The organism is Pseudomonas pharyngis, assembly GCF_021602345.1.
Lineage (GTDB): Bacteria > Pseudomonadota > Gammaproteobacteria > Pseudomonadales > Pseudomonadaceae > Aquipseudomonas > Aquipseudomonas pharyngis.
The window spans coordinates 17968-41091 of the sequence record NZ_BQID01000018.1; the positions used below are offsets into that span (position 1 = coordinate 17968).

Below are 23124 nucleotides of genomic sequence, written 5' to 3' on the forward strand. Positions count from 1 at the left end.
ATGACACCGACCTGAAAGATATTCGCTGAATCCATAATCAACTCGGTGTATCAAGTCGCTGGATCGCTCAAGACACCTCGGTCGGCTCCCTCTCCCACCGGGAGAGGGCTGGGCGGGCGGCGTTCCGATGAGGGGGCTTTTGATCTGGATGCATCAGGCCGGGGTCAGGCATTCCGGGCCATTGAGCTTCGGATCATTGACCAGATTCGCCAGCACTCGCTCGCGCAAGGCCGCGGGTTCGCTGGCGAGCAGGCCTTGCAGGACATGCAGCGGCGTTTCGGGATCGAGCCACGCCGCCTGCCCCGCCTCATCGAGTATCAAAGGACGGCGCTGACTGGCCGCCGGCTGGGTGATCACCGCCGTGCTCAGCCACACCTGTTCCTGCACCGGATACGCCTCCCAGATCGCCGCAAAAAACAGCGAAGCCCCCTCTCCCGGTGTCAGCCAGTACGGCCGTTTGCGCACGTTGCCGCGCCATTCGTAAAACCCGTTGGCCGGCAGCAGACAACGACGCAAGCGCAGGGCTTCACGGAACATCGGCTGTTCGGCGACGGTTTCGGCCCGAGCGTGGGCCGGGGTGCGCGACAGGTCGGTCAGCCACGGCGGTGTCAGCCCCCAACGGGCACGGGCCAGCGTGCGCTGGCCGTCGGGTTCGGCGCGCAGCATCAACACCGAATCGTTGGGGGAAATGTTCCACTGCGCCTGCTGATCGGCAGGAAAACCTGGCAGGGACGCGAAATCGCGGTTCCAGCGAAACAGGGCATAACGTCCACACATGGGGCAACACGACTCACAAATAAAACGAACGCCAGCCTAACAGACCAGCGTCCCGGGATAGCTGTCCGGTTCATCGCCGGGCAGCGGCAGCGCGGCATTGTACGCACTGATCAGCTCGCGGGCGTATTCGGCCTGATCGTTATCGACCGACAGGCCCAGCAGACCGAAGATCGGCAACTCGCCCGTGCCGCCCAGCAGATCGCGCCCGACCAGATGCGCCTCGATGCCCTCGCTGGCGAGCATGCCCTTGAGCATCTCGCCTTCCATCAGGTTTTCCGGTTCGTAGATTCGCTGCATGGCCGTGCCTCACTCGTTTTCGCTGAAGACTTCCAGAAACCAGTCCTCTCCATGGACCTGCAACACAAAGGTGATCGGCCGACAACACACCTGACAGTCTTCAATATAGGTCTGGTCGCCAGCGGAGAGATCCACGGTCGTCTCGACCTCTTCACCACAATACGGACATTCATATACTGCGCTTTCCAGCATCGCGGTCTCCCGGGTGACTTGTGCGTATAATCGCCGGTCTATTTGCAGGGCTATTTTTGTCTGGCTACTTTTTCAGACCGTGCCCCGTTGGTTTTCGATCAAAACCTTTACTTACCCTAGCCGTTTCCAACAAGAGAGCATGATGGGCGAATTCGATGCCATCCGACCTTACGACGACAGCGAAGTACCTGCGGTACTGGCGCGACTGCTCGGCGACAAGGCGTTTCTAGATATCCTCACCCACTTCCGCTTCCCGCGTTTTGCCGGTGCCTTCGGCTGGATGCTCAAACCACTTATAGCCCATCGGCTGCGTCGTGAGTTTGCCGACGTGACCTCCGTGGCCACGTTGCAGGACAAGGTCGAGTTCTACGTCGACCACACCATCGAGCGCGCCACCGACGGCGTGACCTACACCGGTGTCGAGCAATTCAAGTCCGGCAGCGCTTATCTGTTCATCGCCAACCACCGCGACATCGTGATGGACCCGGCCTTCGTCAACTACGCCGTGTACCACGCCGGCCTGCCGACCCCGCGCATCGCGATTGGCGACAACCTGCTGCAAAAGCCGTTCGTCAGCGACCTGATGCGCTTGAACAAGAGCTTTATCGTGCACCGTTCGATCACCGGGCGCCGCGAGAAAATGGCCGCCTACCAGCTGCTTTCGGCCTACATCAACCACTCGATCCGCAACGACTGCGCCTCGATCTGGATCGCCCAGGCCGAGGGCCGGGCCAAGGACGGCGATGACCGTACCGAGTCGGCAATTCTCAAGATGTTCCACATGAGTCGCAAGGACGAGCCGTTCGGCGAAGTCATTCAGTCGCTGAACCTGACCCCGGTGTCGATCAGCTACGAATACGACCCGTGCGATCAGGCCAAGGCCCGCGAGCTGTACATCCGCGCCACCACCGGCACCTACAGCAAGGCGCCGGGCGAGGATGACGTCAGCATCGCCAAGGGCATCACCGGCTACAAGGGCCGGGTGCACGTGAACTTCGCCGCGCCGATCACCGAGCTGTACGAGGACACCAAGCAATTGGCGGTCGAGATGGACAAGCAGATTCTCGGCGGCTACCGGTTGTTCCCGGTGCATTACCTGGCATACGCGCAGTGGGCTGATGCCGATCCGCAGTTGAACGTACCGAAGGCTGCCGAAGTGTTCGGTGCCGAGGAACTGGCCAAGGCCCAGGAAGAATGGCAGAACCGTCTGGACGCCTGCCCCGAGGAGCATCGTCCGTATCTGGTGCTGCAATATGCGACGCCGGTGCGCAATCAGTACCGGGTCAAGGCTGGCCTGCCGCTGTAAGCGGTTTTGGCCGGATACAAGAACGGCGCCTTCGGGCGCCGTTCTTCGTTCAAAAGCGGGTACTGATCCAAGACACCAGCAGCGCCAGGCCCAGGCAGGCAAAACCGAAGCGGTAGAAGAAGCGGTTCATGCGCAGGGTCGCCCAATCGAGTACCGGCTCCCGATCGGGTTGGTTCTGGCGCTGGGCCGCGATACTGGCCATGGCCCGTTGTTCACGGCGACGGGTCGCGTGCAGCAGCCAACTGCCGGGAAAGGCCAACAGCAGGGCGAGCAGATTGATCAGTTTGGCGGGATGGGCGGTAAACAGCGTCATCAAGTGCAGCGACATCACAGACCTCAATCTAAACCGGTATGGCGAGCGCCAGACCGACGACCGCGGCGCGGATTCTACCGGAACCCTCCCCGACTGCCCTACCCTTTGCGACAAATAGCCCCTCAATCGACCGATGGCTGTCCTGTGTCACGGCATCGTCATTTGTTTCAGTCACCCTGCGCGCCTCGAAACCGACACGGAACGCGACATGCTTCACGCTGAAAACCAGGATCGCCTGTACCTCATCTCTCCATCCGACGAGCAGCAAGCCCTCGTCGGCAGCCTGGCCTTCAATGTTCAGGACCGTCACTGGCTGGTGTATTGCGCCCTCGGCGGGCACCAGCATGCAGACTTGCCCGAGACCGACCTGCTGACCGGCGTCAGCGTTCTCGACTTCTATTCACAAGCCGCCTGAACAAAAAAGCCCGGAGCCATCACTGGCCCCGGGCTTTTTTCGCAGCAACCGAATACTTACTCGGCGAGGACCTGACCCACGGTCGGATCCTTGAACAGACGGGTCAGCGCATCGCTCAGCACATCGCTGACCAGTTTGGTGTTGGTTTCCTGGTTCGGCGCCATGCCGAAACGCTGATCCAGCGAGGCACCGTAACGGCCGCTGTAGCGACGGTTGGCGTTCTGCACGTCGGAGCGGAAGGTGGCGCCGATGGTGGCTTCGGTCACGTACATGCCTTCTTTGGGCGACTGGTACTTCAGTTCGGCCAAAGTCACGGTCAACTGCGGTGCATTGGGCGCGTTGTTGGTCGGGGTGAACCCGAGCAGACGCACGGCGGCTTCAGCCTGGGCCTGCAGCTTCGGCAGGATCTGCTCGCGCTGCACGGTGATGGCGCTGGTTTCCGGGTACAGGCCGCCACGGGTGCCGAGGGTTGGCGACGGACGACCGTCGACCACGCGAACCACGACAGGCTGGCCATGGCCGACCGGTGCCAGCTGAGTGGTCAGCTTCGGTTCCGGGCTCAGTTGTTGCGGGCTGTGGGCGCAGCCAACCAGGGTCAAACTGGTCACAGTGATCAAACCGAACAACAGGCGTTGCAACATGCTCTTCTCTCCAGAATCAGGCACAGACAGGCCGGCAGTATAGCGGTGGGCCACTGTGGGTCACCAGCACTGAAATCTCTGACAAAACCCGCTGCCAGCGGTTCCTGTCACACATTCGTCACCCCCCATACACGTGCGCGTCACGGCCCTTTGCCAATCTTCCTCACAGATCCCTAAAAGGAGCACTGCCATGCGCTATCTGATCTCGTTGTTCGCCCCACGCCCACTGCACCGCAGCTTCGCCCTGCTCGATCGCAACGGCCATTGCCAGGCCTTCAAGCAATGCAGCCTGCAACCGATGGGGGATGGCTGGGTGGAAATCGAGGAAATCCGTCTCAACTGGCTGCATCAGCCACTGCCCGCCAGCGCCCGGGTCGAACAGCAGCGCCCACGCGCACGGGCTCAGGCGATGTTGAGCATCTGACCGGATGCCTAATAAAAGTCATTAAACTCGACCAACTCCGCGCATTTCTTCGATACAATCTCCCCCCGATTATAAGGACGTCTCCTGATCGGGCCCCGCAACAGCGTCAATGCGCTTGCATTGGCATCCAAATCGCCCACAGAGAGCCGCCCACACAGATCGAGTGAAGCTGGCGTGCTTGCTGTTTCCCTGGCAAATCCCGCTTTTCGCGAATCTGCAGAGCTGTCATGACGCTCGGCCACTGAGTTGTTTGCCCCTCCGGGCACGGTGCCAGCCCCGGACAGCCCTTTTTGAGGTTCACGTCTTCAAAAGAGCGTGAAAAAAACGGGTTTTCACAACTTCACAAGAGTGTGGCGAGCAAATGAATAGTTTTGCGTCTGAACATGCACCATTAGCGTCTGAAACAGCCCAACGACACAGGAACGGGAACGCCTCGACTACCGGAGCCTGAAGCCTGTCCGCTACGGATTTGGTTGCACAAACGGATGTCTCGACCATAAGTCGAATTGCCAGCCCCGTGCCGAAATGAGTTCATGGGACTCTTGAAGCCAGGCCGCACGCATCCGTCGAAGTTGCGAAAAATTGCGAAGATTCGGACATGGCACACCTGACCAAGGATACCCGGGGCTCAACTGACCTGCCCTGGACGCCTGGCAGCCATGCCGACAATTTGGTGCTGCAGATTTTGGAGACGCGTTAAATGGCGCATAACGAAGCAGTCGACGTAGTTCTGGTTGGGGCCGGCATCATGAGTGCCACCCTCGCAGTACTGCTCAAGGAACTCGACCCGGCGATCAAGCTGGAAGTCGTCGAGCTGATGGATTCCGGTGCCGCGGAGAGTTCCAACCCATGGAACAACGCCGGTACCGGCCACGCCGGCCTGTGCGAGCTGAACTACACGCCGCAGGCTGCCGACGGCACCGTCGACATCAAAAAGGCCGTGCACATCAACACCCAGTTCGAGGTGTCGAAGCAGTTCTGGTCGTACCTGACCAAGAAAGGCACGTTCGGCTCGTGCAAATCCTTTATCAGCCCGGTGCCGCACCTGAGTTACGTCGAGGGTGAGAAAGGCGTGTCGTTCCTCAAGGAACGTTTCAATACGCTGCGCAAGCACCACGCCTTCGCCGACATGGAATACACCGAAGACAAGGCGAAGATGACCGAGTGGATGCCGCTGATGATGCCGGGTCGTCCAAAAGACCAGGTGCTCGCCGCCACCCGCGTGATCAACGGCACCGACGTCAACTTCGGCGCCCTGACCAATCAGTTGCTCAAGCACCTGACCAGCGCCCCCGATGCTCAGGTCAAGTACTGCAAGCGCGTGACCGGCCTCAAGCGTAACGGCAATGGCTGGACCGTCAGCATCAAGGACGTCAACAGCGGCAGCAGCCGTGAAGTCGACGCCAAGTTCGTGTTCCTCGGCGCCGGTGGCGCGGCCCTGCCGCTGCTGCAGGCTTCGGGCATCGAAGAAAGCAAAGGCTTCGGCGGCTTCCCGATCAGCGGCCAGTGGCTGCGTTGCGACAACCCGGAGGTGGTCAAGCATCACCAGGCCAAGGTTTACAGCCAGGCCGCCGTGGGTTCGCCACCGATGTCCGTGCCGCACCTCGATACCCGCGTGGTCGACGGTAAGAAATCCCTGCTGTTTGGGCCATACGCCGGTTTCACCACCAAGTTCCTCAAGCACGGCTCCTTCATGGACCTGCCGCTGTCGGTTCGCGCCGGCAACATCGGGCCGATGCTGGCCGTGGCGAAAAACAACATGGACCTGACCAAGTACCTGGTCAGCGAAGTGATGCAATCGATGGAACAGCGCCTGGAATCCCTGCGCCGTTTCTACCCCGAGGCGAAAGCCGAAGACTGGCGCCTGGAAGTGGCCGGCCAACGGGTGCAGATCATCAAGAAAGACCCGAAAAAAGGCGGCATCCTGCAGTTCGGTACCGAACTGGTGGCCGCGAAGGACGGCTCCCTCGCCGCCCTGCTCGGTGCTTCGCCGGGTGCTTCGGTGACCGTCTCGATCATGCTGGAACTGATCGAGAAGTGCTTCCCGGCCAAGGCCAAGGGTGAATGGGCTGCCAAACTGGCGGAAATCTTCCCGGCCCGTGAAAAGGTCCTGGAAACCGACGCGGCGCTGTATCGCAAGATCAACACGCAGAACAACATTGCGCTTGAACTGGTGGAAGAAAGCAGCGAGACCCCAAGCTTCGCTTGATATTGCGACATAAAAAACGCCCCGCACTCAGTGAGTGCGGGGCGTTTTTTTATGCCTTGGGAAAGCCGCGGATATCAGACGCGGGCTTTCTCGATCAGCTCGATGTATTCCGCAGCGTTGCGTTGATCGCGGATCTGGTCGATGAAGGTCTTGCCGTGCTCGTCCTTGCCATCGACGTCATAACCGGCTTCGACGAAGAACGTCAGGAAACGCTCGAAATCGTCGATGCGCAGGCCACGGTAGGCCTTGACCAGTTTGTGCAGCGACGGCGAAGTGGCGTCGACCGGCTCAAAATCGAGGAACAGCTTGATCTGCTCATCGCCGATCTCGTCACCAATCACTTGCTTCTTATCTTTACGCATTGCCGACTCCAGCTCGCAGACATTTCACGGGGCGGGCAGTTTACCCCTGCGCAGGCACAAGGCTCAACGCGAGCGCGTACTGCCGGTGTGCAAATCGGCCCAGATGTGGCCGTTGGCGTAACTGAGAAATTGCACGTAGACCGTATCGTTGCGCAACAGATCGATCACCACCCGGTACTGGGCCAGCGGGTAGTAGAGCGTGAGAGTCTTGCTCTTGTCGTCGTACACCGGCTTTTTCAGGCTTTTGCTTTCGCCATCGAAGTTGACCAGCACCTGATTGATCGTCGCGCCCTTGTTCAGGGATTTGCCCTTGAGGCGGATCATCAATGGCGAGGTCACCGGGATCGGCTGTTGGTTGGATTGGCGCTGGGCCCCCACGACCACTGAATAGTCGGTGACCTGCAACAGTTGCTGCTGCTCGGGTTCCGCATCGCGCAGGGTCAGGTCGTCCGGCGGCAGGGATTGACTGTGCATCGGGGCGGCGGCCAGGGGCAGGCTGAGGGTCAGCAACAGGGCGGCGCAGCTGCGGATCAAGAGGCTCATGACAGGCTCCGGGGGGCGGGGCCGAGCACTTTAGCAGTCTTTAAAAGCAAAAGATCGCAGCCTGGGGCTGCGATCTTTCAGGGGTTCTTACATGCCTTTGACGGCGAAGATCCCGTTGGCGTTGCGCCAGTAGCCTTTGTAGTCCATGCCGTAGCCGAAGATGTAACGGTCGATGCACGGCAGACCGACGAAATCGGCTTTCAGGTCAGGACGGGCCTTGCGGTCGTGGTCCTTGTCGATCAGCACGGCGGTGTGCACTTTGCGCGCGCCGGCGTGACGGCAGAAGTCGATGATCGCGCCCAGGGTGTGCCCTTCGTCGAGAATGTCGTCGATGATCAGCACATCACGGTCGATGAACGAGACTTCCGGCTTGGCTTTCCAGAACAGGTCGCCGCCGCTGGTTTCGTTGCGATAGCGGGTGGCGTGCAGGTAGGACGCTTCCAGCGGGAACTGCAGATGGGTCAGCAGTTTGCCGGAGAAGATCAGGCCGCCGTTCATCACGCAGAACACCACCGGGTTACTGTCGGCCAGTTGTTCGTTGATTTGTGCACCGACGCGGGCAATGGCAGCCTCGACTTCAGCTTCGGTGTACAGGCAGTCAGCCTCTCGCATGATTTGACGGATATGCTCGAGATCAGCGGACATGGCGCTCTCCAAGGGGGGTCTGTTTCGGAAAAGCGAGCAAAGGTACGCATCCCGCACGGCCGAATCAAGCATTTGTGGACTAACGTACTGTATGTCCTATAGGACATCACCGTCGGATAGATTAATCTAGGCCGGTTTTTTTGCCCGCCGCCGGAGCCTTTCCCCATGTCCATCCAAGAGATCCGCCATCCGCTGATCCGTCACAAACTTGGCCTTATGCGCCGTGCAGACATCAGCACCAAGAATTTCCGCGAACTCGCGCAGGAAGTCGGTGCCCTGTTGACCTATGAAGCGACCAAAGACCTGCCGCTGGAAACCTACGATATCGAAGGTTGGTGCGGCACTGTGTCGGTCGAGAAAATCGCCGGCAAGAAAATTACCGTCGTGCCGATCCTGCGTGCCGGCATCGGCATGCTCGAAGGCGTGTTGAGCCTGATCCCGGGCGCAAAAGTCAGTGCCGTGGGCGTTGCCCGTAACGAAGAAACCCTGCAGGCCCACACCTACCTGGAAAAACTGGTTCCGGAAATCGACGAACGCCTGGCGATGATCATCGACCCGATGCTCGCCACCGGCAGCTCCATGGTCGCAACCATCGACCTGCTGAAGAAAGCCGGTTGCAAGGACATCCGCGCGATGGTGCTGGTTGCCGCGCCGGAAGGCATTGCCGCTGTCGAGAAAGCTCACCCGGACGTGATCATCTACACCGCGTCCATCGATCAGAAACTCAACGAGCACGGTTACATCATTCCTGGGCTTGGCGATGCCGGTGACAAGATCTTCGGCACCAAGCAGAAGGACGCGTAAGCATGCAGCAAGAGTTCAACGATCCGCTCTGGCGCACGGTGCTGTCCGGCGCACAGATGCTGTTCGTGGCTTTCGGCGCCCTGGTGCTGATGCCACTGATCACGGGCCTTGACCCGAACGTGGCACTGTTTACCGCGGGTTTAGGAACAATCCTGTTCCAGATCGTCACCGGACGTCAGGTGCCGGTATTCCTGGCGTCGAGCTTCGCCTTCATTACCCCGATCATTCTCGCCAAGGGCCAGTTCGGCCTCGCCGCGACCATGGGCGGCGTGATGGCGGCCGGTTTCGTCTACACCTTCCTCGGCCTGGCCGTGAAGATCAAGGGCACCGGGTTCATTGACCGTTTGCTGCCGCCGGTGGTGATCGGCCCTGTGATCATTTCCATCGGTCTGGCCATGGCGCCGATTGCCGCGAACATGGCGATGGGCAAGGCCGGCGACGGTTCGGAACTGATCCATTACCAGACCGCCATGATGATCTCGATGCCGGCGCTGCTGACCACGTTGATCGTGGCGGTGTTCGGCAAGGGCATTTTCCGTCTGGTGCCGATCATTTCCGGCGTGCTGGTGGGTTTTGCCCTGTCCTTCTACTTCGGCGTGGTCGACACGGCAAAAATTGCCGCGGCACCGTGGTTCGCCCTGCCGGCCTTCACCGCACCGGAGTTCAACTGGCAGGCAATCCTGTTCATCGTCCCGGTAGCTTTGGCCCCGGCCATCGAACACATCGGCGGCGTGATTGCCGTCGGCAGCGTGACGGGTCGCGACTACCTGAAGAAGCCGGGCCTGCATCGCACCCTGCTCGGTGACGGGATCGCCACCACTGCAGCCGGCCTGTTCGGCGGCCCGCCCAACACGACCTACGCGGAAGTCACCGGCGCAGTGATGTTGACCAAGAACTACAACCCGAAAATCATGACCTGGGCGGCGATCTTCGCCATCAGCCTGGCGTTCATCGGCAAGTTCGGCGCCCTGCTGCAAAGCATTCCGGTGCCGGTGATGGGCGGGATTCTGTGTCTGCTGTTCGGTTCGATCGCGGCAGTGGGGATGAACACCCTGATCCGTCACAAGATCGACCTGGGCGAAGCGCGCAATCTGGTGATCGTTTCGGTAACCCTGGTGTTCGGTATCGGCGGTGTGCTGGTCGGCACCGGCACAGGTCCGGACGACTTCGGCCTCAAAGGCATCGCGCTGTGCGCGGTGGTGGCGATTGCGCTGAACCTGCTGCTGCCGGGCAATGACGGCTGGAAGCAGAAAAAGGCGGATGAGCCGCTGATCTAAACTTTTAGATCTTCATCGCCTGACAGTCAGCCTTCGCGAGCAAGCCCGCTCCCACATTGAAATGAGCGGGCTTGCTCGCGAAGCTTTTGGCTCTTACTAGAGGGCCAGTGGCGCCCGTTCACAAAGTGTTGCCAACGCCTTCGCCCATTGCGGGTCATCATTCAGGCACGGCACCAGCACCAGCTCCTCTCCCCCCGCTTCGCAGAACTGTTCCTTGCCGCGATCGCCGATCTCTTCCAGGGTCTCGATGCAATCGGCAACAAACGCCGGGCACATCACCAGAATCTTCTTCACGCCGCTTTTGGCCAGCTCATCCAGCCGCGCTTCGGTGTAGGGCTCGATCCATTTCGCCCGGCCCAGCCGCGACTGAAACGACACCGACCACTTGCCGTCCGGCAGCCCCATGCGCTCAGCGAACAACGCCGCTGTGCGCAGACATTGGGCGCGATAACAGGTGGCCAATACGGCAGCCGAGGCGTTCTTGCAGCAATCTTCATTCTTGAAGCAATGATTGCCGGTCGGGTCGAGCTTGGTCAGGTGCCGCTCAGGCAAACCATGGAAGCTCAGCAACAGGTGATCGTAATCCTGCTGCAAATGCGGTTTGGCGCTGGCCACCAGGGCGTCGAGATATTCCGGCTGATCGTAGAACGGCTGCAACACCGACAGTTGCACATCGAGTTTTTTCTCGCGCACCACCCGCTTGGCTTCTTCGATCACGGTGGTCGTGGTGCTGTCGGCAAACTGTGGATAAAGCGGCGCGAGGGTGATGCGTTTGTGTCCCGCCGCGACCAGTTTCAGCAGATTTGTCTCGATGGACGGCTCACCGTAACGCATGGCCAGCTCCACCGGGCCGTGGGTCCACTGCGCCTTCATCTGCTGTTGCAGACGACGACTGAGTACCACCAGCGGCGACCCTTCGTCCCACCAGATCGAGGCGTAGGCATGGGCCGACTGCTCCGGGCGCTTGATCAGAATCAGCGACACCAGCAGACGCCGCACCGGCCACGGCAGGTCGATCACGTAAGGATCCATCAGGAATTGATTGAGATAGCGGCGCACGTCGGCCACCGAAGTGGAGGCCGGCGAACCCAGGTTGACCAGAAGCAAGGCGTGATCGGTCATGCAACGTCCTATTTCAGAGGCGGCTGGAAAGATCGTCCAGGGCCGCGCGTAAATCCGTGAACCGGAAAGTGAATCCCGCTTCCAGCAAGCGTTTGGGCGTGGCCCGTTGGCCACCCAGCAACAGCAATGACATCTCGCCGAGCCCGACCTTCAAGGCGAGGGCCGGCATCGGCATGAACGCCGGGCGGTGCAACACGCTGCCCAGGGTCTTGGCGAATTCGCGATTGCGCACAGGTTTCGGCGCGCACGCATTATAAGGACCGCTCGCCTGATCGCGGTGCAGAAGAAAATCAATCAGGGCGATTTGGTCATCGATATGAATCCACGGCATCCACTGCCGACCGTTGCCCAAAGGCCCGCCCAGCCCGAGCTTGAACGGCAGCAGCAGGCGCGACAAAAAGCCGCCCTCGGCCGACAGCACCAGCCCGGTGCGCACCAGCACCACGCGAATGTCCATCGCTTCGGCGCGTTGCGCGGTTTCCTCCCAGGCGATGCATAACTGACTGGCGAAATCGTCAATCACCGGTGGCGAGTCCTCGGTCAACTCGCGCTCGCCGCCGTCACCGTACCAACCCACGGCCGAGCCCGAGATCAGCAGCGACGGTTTCTGCCCGCGATGTTCCAGCCACGCCAGCAACGCTTCGGTCAGCGTAATCCGACTGCTCCACAACAACGCCTTGCGCCGATGGGTCCACGGCCGGTCGGCGATCGGCGCGCCGGCCAGGTTGACGATCACGTCGACCGGTTCGTCGCCAAGGTCCTCCAGACGCGCAATGCCACGCACCTGGGCGCCACAGATTTTCGCGACTTTTTCCGGACGACGACTCCAGACCGTCAGGCGATGCCCCTGTGTGGACCAATGCCGGCAAAGCTGACGTCCGATCAATCCAGTACCGCCGGTCAGCAATATGTGCATGACTTCTTCCTCGCGTGGCGTTTTACCCCGATCACTAGTCTATTTTTATAAACAGGGATCTTTTCTATCGGGCAGGCTCTATTGTTTAACCATAGGCCAAGCTGTCAGAACAAGAACGCTGGAAGTTATACCAAAAAACATAATTGTACAGGTTTCATCCACGGCGTAGTCTGTACAGAAAGGTAAACGAGGCCCCTATGACTGTACCTATCGCAATCATTGGCACCGGCATCGCCGGACTCTCCGCCGCCCAGGCGCTGACAGATGCCGGGCATACCGTTCAGTTGTTCGATAAAAGTCGCGGCAGCGGCGGGCGCATGTCGAGCAAGCGCAGCGATGCCGGTTCGCTGGACATGGGTGCGCAATACTTCACTGCCCGTGATCGGCGCTTCGTGACCGAAGTCCAGCGCTGGCAAAGCAAAGGCTGGGTCGCCGAATGGGCACCGCAGCTCTACACCTTTCATGGCGGGCAGTTGAACCTGTCGCCGGACGAACAGACCCGCTGGGTCGGCACGCCGCGCATGAGCGCCATCACCCGGGGCCTGCTCGATGGCCTGGAAGTGCATTTCGCCTGCCGGATCACCGAGGTCTATCGCGGCGAAGAACACTGGCACCTGCAAGATGCCGAAGGTTTCACCCACGGGCCGTTCAGCCACGTGGTGGTCGCCACACCGGCGCCTCAGGCTACTGCCCTGCTGGCCTCCGCACCGAAACTCGCCGGTGCCGCCGCCGGCGTGAAAATGGACCCGACCTGGGCCGTCGCCCTCGCCTTCGATACACCGCTGGATACGCCAATCGAAGGCTGCTTCGTCCAGGACAGCGCCCTCGACTGGCTGGCCCGCAACCGCAGCAAACCGGGACGCGACACCACGTGCGACACCTGGGTCCTGCACGCCACCAGTGCCTGGAGCCGGCAGCACATCGATCTGCCCAAGGAAGCGGTGATCGAACAATTGCACGGTGCCTTCGCCGAGTTGTTGCACAGCGCCATGCCGGCCCCGACCTTCAGCCTCGCCCACCGCTGGCTCTATGCCCGGCCGGCCAGCAGTCATGAATGGGGCACCCTGGCCGACGCCGATCTGGGCCTGTATGCCTGTGGCGACTGGTGCCTGTCGGGTCGGGTCGAAGGGGCATGGCTCAGTGGCCAGGAGGCGGCAAGACGCTTGCACGAACACCTGCAGTGAATCGCATCAACCCGCGCAAATTGCTGCTGTCGAAATGGACAGCAGCTCACCCGCAAAACCGTGAAAAGCATTTTCTGGTGACCGAACTGTTCCGCGACGAGGACGGCACGGTGCTGGAAATCGAACTGCAGGCGGTGCTGACCCGGCGTACCGAGCAATGCGACTGGCATGCCCTGCAGGATGATTCACGCTGGAAAATGGGCTGGCGCTAAAAACCTCAAAAAAACTTATACAAACAGTTTGACTTGTACACCCATAAATCTATGCTGAAAGCATGGTGTACAAATCTAGTTGTCTGTACAGGTTCAGATTCGAGGTTGCTGCATGTCCGACTCATCGACGTCCCTACCGAAAATCGCCATCAGCGCCTGCCTGATGGGCGCCGAAGTGCGCTACAACGGCGGGCACAAGGAATCGCGGCTGTGCAGCCGCACCCTGGCCGAGCATTTCGAATTCGTTCCCGTCTGTCCTGAAGTAGCGATTGGTCTGGGGATTCCCCGCGAGCCGATTCGTCTGGTGGGCGATCCGCAAAAGCCTGATGCAGTCGGCACCGTCAATCCGTCGATCAACGTCACCCAGCCATTGGCCGCCTACGGCGAGAAAATGGCGGGGGAACTCAATGACATCTGCGGCTACATCTTCATGCAGCAATCGCCGTCCTGCGGACTTGAGCGAGTCAAGGTCTACCACGCCAACGGCGCACCGGTGAATGGTGGTGGGCGTGGCATTTACGCCGAGGCGTTCTGTGCACAGCATCCGGATCTGCCGGTGGAAGAAGCCGGGCGCCTCAACGATCCTGTGCTGCGGGAGAACTTCATCACCCGCGTGCTCGCCTACCGCGACTGGCAGCAAGTACTCAAGCAGGGCCTGAGCCGTCGCGTGCTCACCGAATTCCACTCGCGCTACAAATACCTGCTGATGGCGCACAACCCGGTGCAATACAAGGCGCTGGGCAATCTGCTGGGCAACATGGGCCAGACCGACCCGGCCGAGCTGGGCCCGCGCTATTTCAGCGAACTGATGGCGGCACTGAAAAAATGCGCCACCCGCCGTACCCACAGCAACGTCCTGCAGCACATCAGTGGCTACCTGAAACAGGCGATCAGCCCCGAAGACAAACAGGAAGTGCAGCACATCATCGGCCAGTACCGGCACGGCATCGTACCGCTGGTGGTGCCGTTGACCCTGCTCAAGCATCACTTTCGCCTCCACCCGGATCCCTACATTGCGCAGCAGGTTTACCTGCAACCGCATCCGGAAAACCTCAGCCTGCGAAACGCCATTTGATGAATGACTCACTCGACACCAGCGCCCGGGAAGACCTCGGCGCCGACTTCAAGAAAGCCCTCGACGAGGGCTGGCTGCCGATCCGCGAAGTCGCCCGTCAGACCGGCGTGAACGCCGTCACCCTGCGCGCCTGGGAACGGCGCTATGGGCTGATCGTTCCGCAGCGCACGCCCAAGGGTCATCGCTTGTACAACGCCGAGCATGTGCAACGTATCCAGAACATCCTTACCTGGCTCAACCGTGGCGTAGCGGTCAGCCAGGTCAAACCGCTGCTCGACACCGCGCAGACGTTCAACGAACCGGCGCAGGACGAATGGCATCCACTGCGCCAGGCCGCCCTGATGGCGGTCACCCACCTGAACGAGCGCAGCCTCGACGACGGCATCAACCAGGCGATGGCGCTGTATCCGCCACGCACTCTGTGCGAGCAATTGCTGCTGCCGCTACTAAGCGATCTTGAACAGCGCTGGCAGGGCCAGTTCGGCGCGCAGATGGAGCGGGTGTTCTTTTATGCCTGGTTGCGCAGCAAATTCGGCGCACGCATCTACCATAACAATCGTCAGTTGCGCACCGCGCCGCTGCTGCTGATTAACCAGTCGGACCTGCCACTGGAGCCGCATCTGTGGCTCTGCGCCTGGCTGATCAGCAGCGCCGATTGCCCGGTGCAGGTATTCGATTGGCCGCTGCCGGCCGGCGAACTGGCGTTGGCAACCGATACCCTGCAAGCCCGTGGCGTACTGCTGTATTCCAGCAAAGCCCTGAATCTGGCGCAGCTACCGAAACTGTTCAACGGTGTCAGCTGCCCGAAACTGATTGTCGGACCAACGGTGTGTATTCACCACGCCGAGTTGTCCGCAAAGACTTCCGAACTCGCTGATCTGTTCCTGGCCGAAGACCCTCTTTCGGCACATCGGGCACTCATTGAGCGTGGGTTGATTTAATGATTCCGACAGAGACCGACATGCAATTGATCTGGCTGCGCAGCGACTTGCGCCAACATGACAACACCGCCCTCGCGGCCGCCGCCGAACGCGGCCCGACCGTCGCCGTGTACCTGTTGAGCCCCGAGCAATGGCAGGAACATGACGACGCGCCGTGCAAGATCGATTTCTGGCTGCGCAATCTGCGTGAATTGAGCAAAAGCCTTGGCGACCTGAACATCCCGCTCCTGATCCGCACCGCGCCTCGCTGGGATCAGGCACCCGCCGTGCTGCTCGAACTGTGTCGGCAACTGAAGATCGAGGCGGTGCACGTCAACGAAGAATACGGCATCAACGAAAGCCGTCGCGACGAGGCAGTTGCCGAAGCGTTGCAAGCGGCAGGCATCACCTTCCACAGTTACCTCGACCAATTGCTGTTCAAGCCCGGCAGTGTGCTGACCCGGACCGGCACTTACTTTCAGGTGTTCAGCCAGTTCCGCAAGGTCTGCTACGAACGCTTGCACCGCTCGATGCCTTCGCTGAAACAGGCCCCGGGCAAACAATCGGCGTTGAACATCGACAGTGACCCCGTTCCAACAACCATCGAAGGGTTCCCGACACCCGGCGACTCCCTGCGCGCCTTGTGGCCCGCCGGTGAAACCGAGGCCCGGCGCCGCCTCGACACGTTCGCCGATGCACAGATCGATTACTACAAGAGCGAACGCGACTTCCCGGCCAAACCCGGCACCAGTCAGCTCTCGGCCTATCTGGCCGCCGGTGTGATCTCGCCGCGCCAATGCCTGCACGCTGCCCTGCAAAGCAATCAGGGCGAGTTCGAAAGCGGCAAGGTCGGCGCCGTCACCTGGATCAACGAACTGCTGTGGCGTGAATTCTACAAACACATCCTCGTCGGTTATCCGCGGGTTTCACGGCATCGCGCATTCCGTCCGGAAACCGAAGCCCTGGCCTGGCGCGACGCCCCGGAGGATCTGGCCGCCTGGCAAGAGGCGCGCACCGGCTTGCCGATCATCGATGCAGCCATGCGCCAACTGCTGGAAACCGGCTGGATGCACAACCGCCTGCGGATGGTAGTGGCGATGTTTCTGACCAAGAACCTGTTGATCGACTGGCGCGAAGGCGAGCGTTTCTTCATGCGCCACCTGATCGACGGCGATCTGGCCGCCAACAACGGCGGCTGGCAGTGGAGTTCCTCGACCGGCACCGATTCGGCGCCGTATTTCCGCATCTTCAACCCACTCAGCCAGTCGGAAAAATTCGACAGCGAAGGCCTGTTCATCAAGCACTGGCTGCCGGAGCTGGCCGGGCTGAACAAGAAAGAAGTGCACAACCCGGCCAGTGCTGGCGGGTTGTTCGGCGTCGCCGACTATCCGGCGCCGATCGTTAATCTGAATGCATCACGGGAGCGGGCGCTGGCAGCGTTCAAGAACCTGCCGTCGCGCGCGTCTCAAGGAGTGAGCGATGAGTGAATTCCTGCGCGGTTTCGCCCAGCGGTTCGCACAGTTGAACAAAGACAACTTGCGCACCCTGGACGGACTGTACAGCGAGGACATTCATTTCACCGATCCGCTGCACGAAGTGCAGGGGCTGACGAACCTGCGCGGTTACTTCAGCGAGTTGTACGCCAACGTCAACGAACTGCGCTTCGATTTCCACGGCTTCGACCAGATCGGCGAAGGCGAAGGCTATTTGCGTTGGGTCATGAGCTACCGCCACCCGCGTCTGAGCGGTGGGCAACTGATCCGCGTCGCCGGCTGCTCGCATCTGCTCTGGCGCGACAAGGTTTACCGCCACCGGGATTACTTCGATGCCGGAGCGCTGCTTTATGAACATTTACCTGTATTGGGCCGGGTGATCGCCTGGCTGAAAAGGAGATTGGGATGAGTCGTACAGCTCCACGTCGTTACTGGTTGACCGGTGCCAGCAGTGGCATCGGCGCAGCACTCGCGGAAGACATTCTCAAAAGCGGTGCACAGCTGGCGGTCAGTTCCCGCCAGGTCGCGCCGCTCAAGGTTCTGTCACAACGGTATCCGGGACAGGTTCTGGTGTTGCCCGGCGATCTGACCAACAGCCAGACCGTACGCGAAATTGGCGAACAGATAGCCGCGGACTGGGGCTCGCTGGATACCGTCATCCTCAATGCCGGGACCTGCGAATACGTCGACGCTCACCAGTTCGACGCCTCGATCATCGAGCACGTGGTGCGTACCAACCTGCTCGCCAGCAGCTATTGCATCGAAGCCGCCCTGCCCTTGCTGCGCAAAGGTACGGCACCGCATCTGGTGGGGATGGCCAGCTCGGTGACCTATGTGCCGCTGCCACGCGCCGAAGCCTATGGCGCATCGAAGGCCGGGCTGCGTTATCTGTTCGAATCCCTGCGCATCGACCTGGCGGACGAAGGTATTGAAGTCACGGTAATCAGCCCAGGATTCGTCGATACACCGCTGACCGCCAAAAATGATTTTCCGATGCCACTCAGCTGGCCTGCGGACAAAGCCGCGCGGCATATCTTCGCCAAGCTGAAGGATCGGCCGCTGGAGATCGCCTTCCCCGCACTGTTCATGGCAGCCCTGTGGCCCTTGTCGAAAATGCCCGCCCGCGTACAACTGGCGATTGGCAAACGCATGGTGCGCAGCAACCCGCCGCTCAGGGATGCAACATGAAAATCGCCATCGTCGGCAGCGGCATCGCCGGTTTGACCTGCGCGTACCTGCTCGCACGCCGACACGAAATCACCGTGTTCGAAGCCGACGCCCGGGTCGGCGGCCATACCCACACGGTGCCGGTCACCGTGGACGGGCGCGAGTATTCGGTGGACACCGGCTTCATCGTGTTCAACGACTGGACGTATCCGAACTTCATTCGTTTGCTTGGCCAACTGGGTGTGACGTTCAAACCCACCGAGATGAGCTTTTCGGTCAACGATCCGGACTCTGGCCTGGAATACAACGGCAACAACCTGAACAGCTTGTTCGCCCAACGCAGCAATCTGCTGTCCCCCGGGTTCTGGGGCATGCTGCGCGACATCCTGCGGTTCAACAAAGAGGCTCGGCGCGACCTCGCCGAACAGCGGATCAGCGTCGACACCACCCTGGACGATTACCTCAAGGCCGGCGGGTACGGCGAGCGTTTCATCCTGCATTACATCGTGCCGATGGGCGCGGCGATCTGGTCGATGCCGATGGCCGAGATGCTTAATTTTCCGTTGCAGTTCTTCGTGCGTTTTTTCGAGAATCACGGGTTGCTGTCGATCAGCAACCGGCCGCAGTGGCAGGTGATCGAGGGTGGCTCAAGTGCTTACATCGCGCCGCTGACCGCGTCGTTCAAGGAACGGATCCGCCTGAACTGCCCGGTGAGCCGGATCGATCGCGATGCGCACGGCGTGGTTATCCACAGCCCGGCCGGCATCGAACGTTTCGACAAAGTGGTGCTGGCCTGTCACAGCGATCAGGCGTTGCGACTGCTGGGAAGTCCTGACGATAAAGAACGGGAAATCCTCGGCGCCCTGCCCTACGCCGACAACGAAGTGGTGCTGCACACCGACACCCGTCTGCTGCCCACACGCAAACGGGCCTGGGCCAGCTGGAATTATCGCCTCGGCGGAGCGGGTCATACCCGGGCAGCCGTGACCTACGACATGAACATTCTGCAAGGCCTCCAGAGCGACACCACGTTCTGCGTCAGCCTTAACCAGAGCGCTGGCATCACGCCGTCCAAGGTGCTGGCGCGCTTCACCTATGCCCACCCGCAATTCAGCCTCGCGGCCGTGGCGGCACAGCAGCGCTGGGCTGAAATCGACGGCGCGCAACACACGCATTATTGCGGCGCCTATTGGGCCAACGGTTTTCATGAGGACGGCGTGGTCAGCGCCCTGCGCGTGGCCGCAGCCTTCGGAGAAAGCCTGTGAACAGCGCGCTCTACAGTGGCTGGATCGCCCATCGGCGATTTGCTCCGCGCCGTCATGAATTCCGTTACCGGATCGGCATGCTGTATCTCGATCTGGCTGAGCAGGAGGCGGTGCTGGGTCTATCCCGGCTGGCCGGTGCCAGCCGCTTTGCGCCGTTTTCATTCCGCGAAACCGACTACCTGAAAACCTTCACCGGCCGGGGTATACGCCTGAGCGATGCGGTGCGCCAGTTGGTCGGCGAAGCCCTGGGCCATGCGCCGCAAGGTTCGATCTGCCTGCTGACCCAGCCGCGCAGCTGGGGCCTGTCGTTCAACCCGGTGAGTTTTTTCTATTGCCACGAGGCCGACGGCCAACTGGCGGCGATTCTCTGCGAAGTCCGCAACACTCCGTGGCGCGAGCGTTTTCACTACGTGTTGCCGGCCAGAGCGCCCAGCAATCTGCAGGACTTTCACCAGCACTTTGCCGTGGCCAAGGCGTTTCATGTCTCGCCATTCCTGCCGCCGGACCTGGAATACCGCATGAGCTTCAGCCCTGCCGCGCAGGTCCTGGGTGTGCACATGGCCGACTGGCAAGGCGAGCAAAAACTGTTCGACGCCACCCTCGATCTGCGACGCGTCCCCCTTGATCGGCGCCACTTGCACCGGCACCTGTGGCGCTTCCCCTGGATGACCGCCAAGACCGCGCTGGCGATTTATTGGCAGGCGCTGCGCCTGTTGCTCAAGCGCACCCCGGTGTATGACCACCAGCGTGCCGACGACCGCTTTCGAACCGCCACCGTACCGACCGAGGAACGCCACCATGAAATCCACTAGCGTCTCGGCCAAAGCCAGCCTGCTCAGCCCCCACGGCCTGAGCGGATCGCTGCTGCGCCGGGGAGTGCTGCGCAAGCTCGAGCAGCTCAAGCAGGGTCAACTAATCGTGATCGAGGACGGCGAACGCCACGTCTTTGGTACGCCGGGCAGCACGCTGGTGGGGGAAATTCAGGTGCTGGATCCCGCCGTCTGGGGGCTGGTCGCCGGCAATGGTTCGATCGGTGCCGGTGAGGCCTTTATTCATGGCTACTGGCGCTCGCCGGATCTGACGGCCGTAGTGCGTGTGTTCGTCAGCAACCTTGAAGTGCTCGACGCCATGGAAGGTGGCCTGGCCCGGCTCGGTCGCCCGCTGGTGCGCGGGCTGCACTGGCTCAACCGCAATACGCGCAAGGGCTCGCAGAAAAACATCGCCGCCCACTATGACCTCGGCAATGACTTGTTCGAGCAGTTTCTCGATCCGACCATGATGTATTCCGCCGCGCAGTTTCTCAGCCCCGACGACAGCCTGGAGCAGGCGCAACTGAACAAACTGGAGCGGATCTGCCAGAAACTCGCGCTCAAACCCGGTGACCACCTTCTGGAAATCGGCACCGGCTGGGGCAGCATGGCGCTCTACGCGGCGCAGCACTACGGCTGCAAAGTCACCACCACCACGCTGTCGAAGGAGCAGTTCGCCTTCACCGCGGCCCGCATCGAACGCCTCGGTTTGCAGGATCAAGTGACGCTGCTGCTCAAGGACTACCGCGACCTCACCGGCCAGTACGACAAACTGGTGTCGATCGAAATGATCGAGGCGGTCGGCCACCGCTTCCTGCCGACCTACTTCAAACAGTGCGCGCACCTGCTCAAGAACAACGGCCTGATGCTGTTGCAAGCAATCACCATCCGCGAACAGCGCTACGAACAGGCGCGCCGTGGCGTGGACTTCATCCAGCGCTACATTTTCCCCGGCGGCGCCCTGCCCTGCGTGCAGAAAATGCTCGAAATCGTCGGCCGCGACACCGACATGAACCTGTTGCACATGGAAGATTTCGGCCTGCATTACGCCCGCACCCTCCGTCTGTGGCACGAGAACTTTCGCCATGCGCACGGCCGTCTGAGCGAACTGGGCTATGACGATTACTTCCTCAGGTTGTGGGAGTTCTACCTGTGTTACTGCGAGGGTGGATTCCTCGAGCGCACCATCGGCACCGCACAACTGGTGCTGGCCAAACCGGCGGCGATGACGGCGCCTTTGCTGGGCCGGTTCGATGCTTGAACGGTTGGCCAACGCGGTGCTGTTCCAGATCGGCTGGCTGGCCTGCGTGCTCGGCGGTAACAGTTTGTGGTTGCTGCTGGCGCTGGCGGTGCTGGTGATTCATCTGCGCTGGATCAGCAATTGGGCGCATGAAGGCCGATTGATCCTCAGCGTGGTGATTATCGGCACGGCGGTGGACAGCGTGTTGCGCGGTCTCGGGGTTTTCGAGTTCAAGGATCTGTCGCCGCTGATTCCGCTATGGCTGATGTTGCTGTGGGCGTTGTTCGCCACGACGTTGCGTCATTGTCTGCAATGGAGCGCGAGGCCGTGGTGGCTGGCCAGTCTGCTCGGCGCGGCAGGTGGCGCGCTGTCCTATGGCGCCGGCGGACGACTGGCCGGTGTGCAATTTCCTTTCGGTGAGTTACCGACCCTGATCGGCATCGCACTGCTGTGGGCGTTGCTGTTTCCGCTGCTGCACCAATTGTCCCGACGGCTGGCGCGCTAAACGCCTGTCAGGCCTTTCACACGCTCATCGGTCACTGCCGTACACTGGCGCCATGAAAACCATTCCCCATCGGCAAATTGCCGAGCCTGAGGTCACCTGTTCGACCTGTGCAGCCTGCTGCTGTCAGCTTGAGGTGATGCTGATCACCGACACTGGCGTCCCCGAGCGCTTTATCGATACCGACGATTGGGGTGGCGAGGTGATGCTGCGTCTGGACGACGGCTGGTGCGCGGCGCTGGATCGCGACACGATGATGTGCACGATTTACGAGAAGCGCCCGCTGATCTGCCGCGAATTCGAAATGGGCGCTCCGGAATGCATCGACGAACGCCAGGGAATTGCCACGGCGTATCGCTGAATAAAAAAAGGAGCGCTAGGCGCTCCTTTTTTACGGGGCTGACTTTCTGGGGGCTTATAGCGGCATCGTGTAATGCAGTGCGTAGCTTTCGACCCCATCGTTGTCGCTGCTCAGACCGGCGTTGGAATAGTGCGTCGCACGGATCCCGACTTCATGCCCGCCATTGAAGCGCAGGCCGAAACCGATACGGTCTTCGAACTGGAAAGAACCGCCGAGCTTGTTGTCTTCGTATTCGGTGTTGGAGAACAGCGCCACGCCGATCCCCGCCTCGACATACGGTTTGACCGACTGACCGGCAAACTCGTAAACAAATACCGGCGAGAACGACAGGCTGTTGTTGCTCGACGTCTTGTCGCCTTCCCAATAAGTGTAAGCCCCGCTCCAGTAACCGGTCAGACGACCGACGTCACTTTGCAGCCAGCTCTTGTCCCAGTCGAAATTCATGCCCAGGCGATAAGTCATCGTCGAATCGCTGGTAGCACCCACTGCAAACTCGACGCCAGCAGCCTGTGCGGTAAAACTTTGCCCCATCAGTGCAGCCGCAATCGCGGCCAAGCAGAATAGTCGCTTCACTTTGAAACTTCCTTTTCCGGAACGATCGTTTGGTTTTCTAGGTCACTCTGCGCTATAGAAATCTGCGCTTGGTCAGAAGT

The 23124-nt window shown here is 60.7% G+C and carries 29 protein-coding genes; 18 read left to right on the forward strand and 11 right to left on the reverse strand.

All coding sequences use genetic code 11. From position 1 onward, the window contains the following. Positions 1 to 153: 153 nt before the first annotated feature. From L6D74_RS26180 to L6D74_RS26190, 3 genes are read right to left on the reverse strand one after another with little or no spacing between them, the layout of a single operon-like run. On the reverse strand, positions 154 to 777 hold the full coding sequence (locus L6D74_RS26180) for an SOS response-associated peptidase (protein ID WP_064599348.1): 624 nt from the start codon (positions 775 to 777) through the stop codon (positions 154 to 156). A 36-nt stretch (positions 778 to 813) separates the two neighbouring features. Continuing rightward, positions 814 to 1074 carry a putative signal transducing protein gene (locus L6D74_RS26185; protein ID WP_011335895.1) on the reverse strand — a complete coding sequence of 87 codons (261 nt, stop codon included), beginning with the start codon at positions 1072 to 1074 and terminating at the stop codon, positions 814 to 816. A 9-nt stretch (positions 1075 to 1083) separates the two neighbouring features. After that, positions 1084 to 1266, reverse strand: coding sequence for a CPXCG motif-containing cysteine-rich protein (locus tag L6D74_RS26190; RefSeq protein WP_011335896.1), 183 nt, complete (start codon positions 1264 to 1266; stop codon positions 1084 to 1086). Between the two features lie 142 nt (positions 1267 to 1408). Here L6D74_RS26190 and L6D74_RS26195 point away from each other — a divergent pair, with 142 nt between their 5' ends. After that, complete coding sequence (locus L6D74_RS26195) at positions 1409 to 2572, forward strand: 1-acyl-sn-glycerol-3-phosphate acyltransferase (protein WP_178076209.1); 1164 nt, start codon at positions 1409 to 1411, stop codon at positions 2570 to 2572. A 49-nt stretch (positions 2573 to 2621) separates the two neighbouring features. On the opposite strand, the gene L6D74_RS26200 is transcribed toward L6D74_RS26195, so the two are convergent. Next, positions 2622 to 2900, reverse strand: coding sequence for a hypothetical protein (locus L6D74_RS26200; RefSeq protein ID WP_039766296.1), 279 nt, complete (start codon positions 2898 to 2900; stop codon positions 2622 to 2624). A 193-nt stretch (positions 2901 to 3093) separates the two neighbouring features. Between L6D74_RS26200 and L6D74_RS26205 the strand changes: the two genes are divergently transcribed. Next, positions 3094 to 3300: a hypothetical protein gene (locus L6D74_RS26205; protein ID WP_085613384.1), complete on the forward strand. Its 207-nt coding sequence runs from the start codon at positions 3094 to 3096 to the stop codon at positions 3298 to 3300. A gap of 56 nt (positions 3301 to 3356) precedes the next feature. Here the strand turns inward: L6D74_RS26205 and L6D74_RS26210 are convergent, their stop codons facing one another. Next, entirely contained in the window at positions 3357 to 3941 is a 585-nt protein-coding gene (locus tag L6D74_RS26210) for a YajG family lipoprotein (RefSeq protein WP_007951676.1), read from the reverse strand. A 190-nt stretch (positions 3942 to 4131) separates the two neighbouring features. Between L6D74_RS26210 and L6D74_RS26215 the strand changes: the two genes are divergently transcribed. Together L6D74_RS26215 and mqo are read left to right on the forward strand one after the other, a co-directional pair. Beyond that, on the forward strand, positions 4132 to 4365 hold the full coding sequence (locus L6D74_RS26215) for a hypothetical protein (protein WP_039766297.1): 234 nt from the start codon (positions 4132 to 4134) through the stop codon (positions 4363 to 4365). A gap of 700 nt (positions 4366 to 5065) precedes the next feature. Then, complete coding sequence (gene mqo, locus L6D74_RS26220; protein WP_236191041.1) at positions 5066 to 6574, forward strand: malate dehydrogenase (quinone); 1509 nt, start codon at positions 5066 to 5068, stop codon at positions 6572 to 6574. A 74-nt stretch (positions 6575 to 6648) separates the two neighbouring features. Here the strand turns inward: mqo and L6D74_RS26225 are convergent, their stop codons facing one another. From L6D74_RS26225 to L6D74_RS26235, 3 genes are all read right to left on the reverse strand, one after another. Beyond that, on the reverse strand, positions 6649 to 6936 hold the full coding sequence (locus L6D74_RS26225) for a PA4642 family protein (RefSeq protein WP_064599356.1): 288 nt from the start codon (positions 6934 to 6936) through the stop codon (positions 6649 to 6651). Between the two features lie 63 nt (positions 6937 to 6999). Then, the gene (locus L6D74_RS26230; RefSeq protein WP_236191042.1) at positions 7000 to 7479 is read right to left on the reverse strand and encodes a hypothetical protein; all 480 of its coding nucleotides are present in this window, start codon (positions 7477 to 7479) and stop codon (positions 7000 to 7002) included. A gap of 87 nt (positions 7480 to 7566) precedes the next feature. After that, positions 7567 to 8124 carry a hypoxanthine-guanine phosphoribosyltransferase gene (locus L6D74_RS26235; RefSeq protein ID WP_007951681.1) on the reverse strand — a complete coding sequence of 186 codons (558 nt, stop codon included), beginning with the start codon at positions 8122 to 8124 and terminating at the stop codon, positions 7567 to 7569. 165 nt (positions 8125 to 8289) lie between these two features. Between L6D74_RS26235 and upp the strand changes: the two genes are divergently transcribed. Together upp and L6D74_RS26245 are read left to right on the forward strand one after the other, a co-directional pair. Next, the gene (upp, locus tag L6D74_RS26240; protein WP_007951682.1) at positions 8290 to 8928 is read left to right on the forward strand and encodes a uracil phosphoribosyltransferase; all 639 of its coding nucleotides are present in this window, start codon (positions 8290 to 8292) and stop codon (positions 8926 to 8928) included. A 2-nt stretch (positions 8929 to 8930) separates the two neighbouring features. Then, positions 8931 to 10205 carry a uracil-xanthine permease family protein gene (locus L6D74_RS26245; protein ID WP_039766305.1) on the forward strand — a complete coding sequence of 425 codons (1275 nt, stop codon included), beginning with the start codon at positions 8931 to 8933 and terminating at the stop codon, positions 10203 to 10205. A gap of 96 nt (positions 10206 to 10301) precedes the next feature. On the opposite strand, the gene hemH is transcribed toward L6D74_RS26245, so the two are convergent. Further along, positions 10302 to 11327 (reverse strand): ferrochelatase, encoded by a 1026-nt coding sequence (hemH, locus tag L6D74_RS26250; RefSeq protein ID WP_085649214.1) that lies wholly within the window; start codon positions 11325 to 11327, stop codon positions 10302 to 10304. 13 nt (positions 11328 to 11340) lie between these two features. Beyond that, a complete protein-coding gene (locus L6D74_RS26255) occupies positions 11341 to 12243 on the reverse strand; it encodes a TIGR01777 family oxidoreductase (RefSeq protein ID WP_064599364.1) in 903 nt (300 codons plus the stop codon). 197 nt (positions 12244 to 12440) lie between these two features. Here L6D74_RS26255 and L6D74_RS26260 point away from each other — a divergent pair, with 197 nt between their 5' ends. The 12 genes from L6D74_RS26260 (at position 12441) to L6D74_RS26315 (ending at position 22471) form a co-directional block, all read left to right on the forward strand. Next, positions 12441 to 13427: an NAD(P)/FAD-dependent oxidoreductase gene (locus L6D74_RS26260; RefSeq protein ID WP_039766309.1), complete on the forward strand. Its 987-nt coding sequence runs from the start codon at positions 12441 to 12443 to the stop codon at positions 13425 to 13427. Further along, positions 13424 to 13639: a TIGR02450 family Trp-rich protein gene (locus L6D74_RS26265; protein WP_039766311.1), complete on the forward strand. Its 216-nt coding sequence runs from the start codon at positions 13424 to 13426 to the stop codon at positions 13637 to 13639. Before L6D74_RS26260 ends, L6D74_RS26265 begins: the two co-directional genes overlap by 4 nt. Before the next feature lie 112 nt (positions 13640 to 13751). Continuing rightward, the gene (locus tag L6D74_RS26270) at positions 13752 to 14714 is read left to right on the forward strand and encodes a YbgA family protein (RefSeq protein WP_064599366.1); all 963 of its coding nucleotides are present in this window, start codon (positions 13752 to 13754) and stop codon (positions 14712 to 14714) included. Then, complete coding sequence (locus L6D74_RS26275; RefSeq protein WP_236191043.1) at positions 14714 to 15655, forward strand: MerR family transcriptional regulator; 942 nt, start codon at positions 14714 to 14716, stop codon at positions 15653 to 15655. Before L6D74_RS26270 ends, L6D74_RS26275 begins: the two co-directional genes overlap by 1 nt. 20 nt (positions 15656 to 15675) lie before the next feature. Further along, positions 15676 to 17121 (forward strand): deoxyribodipyrimidine photo-lyase, encoded by a 1446-nt coding sequence (phrB, locus tag L6D74_RS26280; RefSeq protein WP_221398086.1) that lies wholly within the window; start codon positions 15676 to 15678, stop codon positions 17119 to 17121. Then, positions 17114 to 17536, forward strand: a complete 423-nt coding sequence (locus L6D74_RS26285; RefSeq protein WP_085649216.1) for a nuclear transport factor 2 family protein — start codon at positions 17114 to 17116, stop codon at positions 17534 to 17536. The genes phrB and L6D74_RS26285 overlap by 8 nt, the downstream gene beginning before the upstream one ends. Continuing rightward, positions 17533 to 18315, forward strand: a complete 783-nt coding sequence (locus tag L6D74_RS26290; RefSeq protein WP_085613393.1) for an SDR family NAD(P)-dependent oxidoreductase — start codon at positions 17533 to 17535, stop codon at positions 18313 to 18315. The genes L6D74_RS26285 and L6D74_RS26290 overlap by 4 nt, the downstream gene beginning before the upstream one ends. Then, the gene (locus L6D74_RS26295; protein WP_236191044.1) at positions 18312 to 19559 is read left to right on the forward strand and encodes an NAD(P)/FAD-dependent oxidoreductase; all 1248 of its coding nucleotides are present in this window, start codon (positions 18312 to 18314) and stop codon (positions 19557 to 19559) included. The genes L6D74_RS26290 and L6D74_RS26295 overlap by 4 nt, the downstream gene beginning before the upstream one ends. Beyond that, positions 19556 to 20371, forward strand: a complete 816-nt coding sequence (locus L6D74_RS26300) for a DUF1365 domain-containing protein (protein WP_236191045.1) — start codon at positions 19556 to 19558, stop codon at positions 20369 to 20371. Before L6D74_RS26295 ends, L6D74_RS26300 begins: the two co-directional genes overlap by 4 nt. Beyond that, a complete protein-coding gene (locus tag L6D74_RS26305) occupies positions 20358 to 21629 on the forward strand; it encodes an SAM-dependent methyltransferase (protein ID WP_236191046.1) in 1272 nt (423 codons plus the stop codon). The genes L6D74_RS26300 and L6D74_RS26305 overlap by 14 nt, the downstream gene beginning before the upstream one ends. Further along, on the forward strand, positions 21622 to 22113 hold the full coding sequence (locus tag L6D74_RS26310) for a DUF2878 domain-containing protein (RefSeq protein ID WP_085613397.1): 492 nt from the start codon (positions 21622 to 21624) through the stop codon (positions 22111 to 22113). Before L6D74_RS26305 ends, L6D74_RS26310 begins: the two co-directional genes overlap by 8 nt. Positions 22114 to 22165: 52 nt before the next feature. Then, positions 22166 to 22471 carry a YkgJ family cysteine cluster protein gene (locus tag L6D74_RS26315; RefSeq protein ID WP_007951707.1) on the forward strand — a complete coding sequence of 102 codons (306 nt, stop codon included), beginning with the start codon at positions 22166 to 22168 and terminating at the stop codon, positions 22469 to 22471. A gap of 54 nt (positions 22472 to 22525) precedes the next feature. Here L6D74_RS26315 and L6D74_RS26320 read toward each other — a convergent pair whose 3' ends face one another. Continuing rightward, positions 22526 to 23044: an acyloxyacyl hydrolase gene (locus tag L6D74_RS26320; RefSeq protein ID WP_039766327.1), complete on the reverse strand. Its 519-nt coding sequence runs from the start codon at positions 23042 to 23044 to the stop codon at positions 22526 to 22528. Positions 23045 to 23124 lie beyond the last annotated feature (80 nt).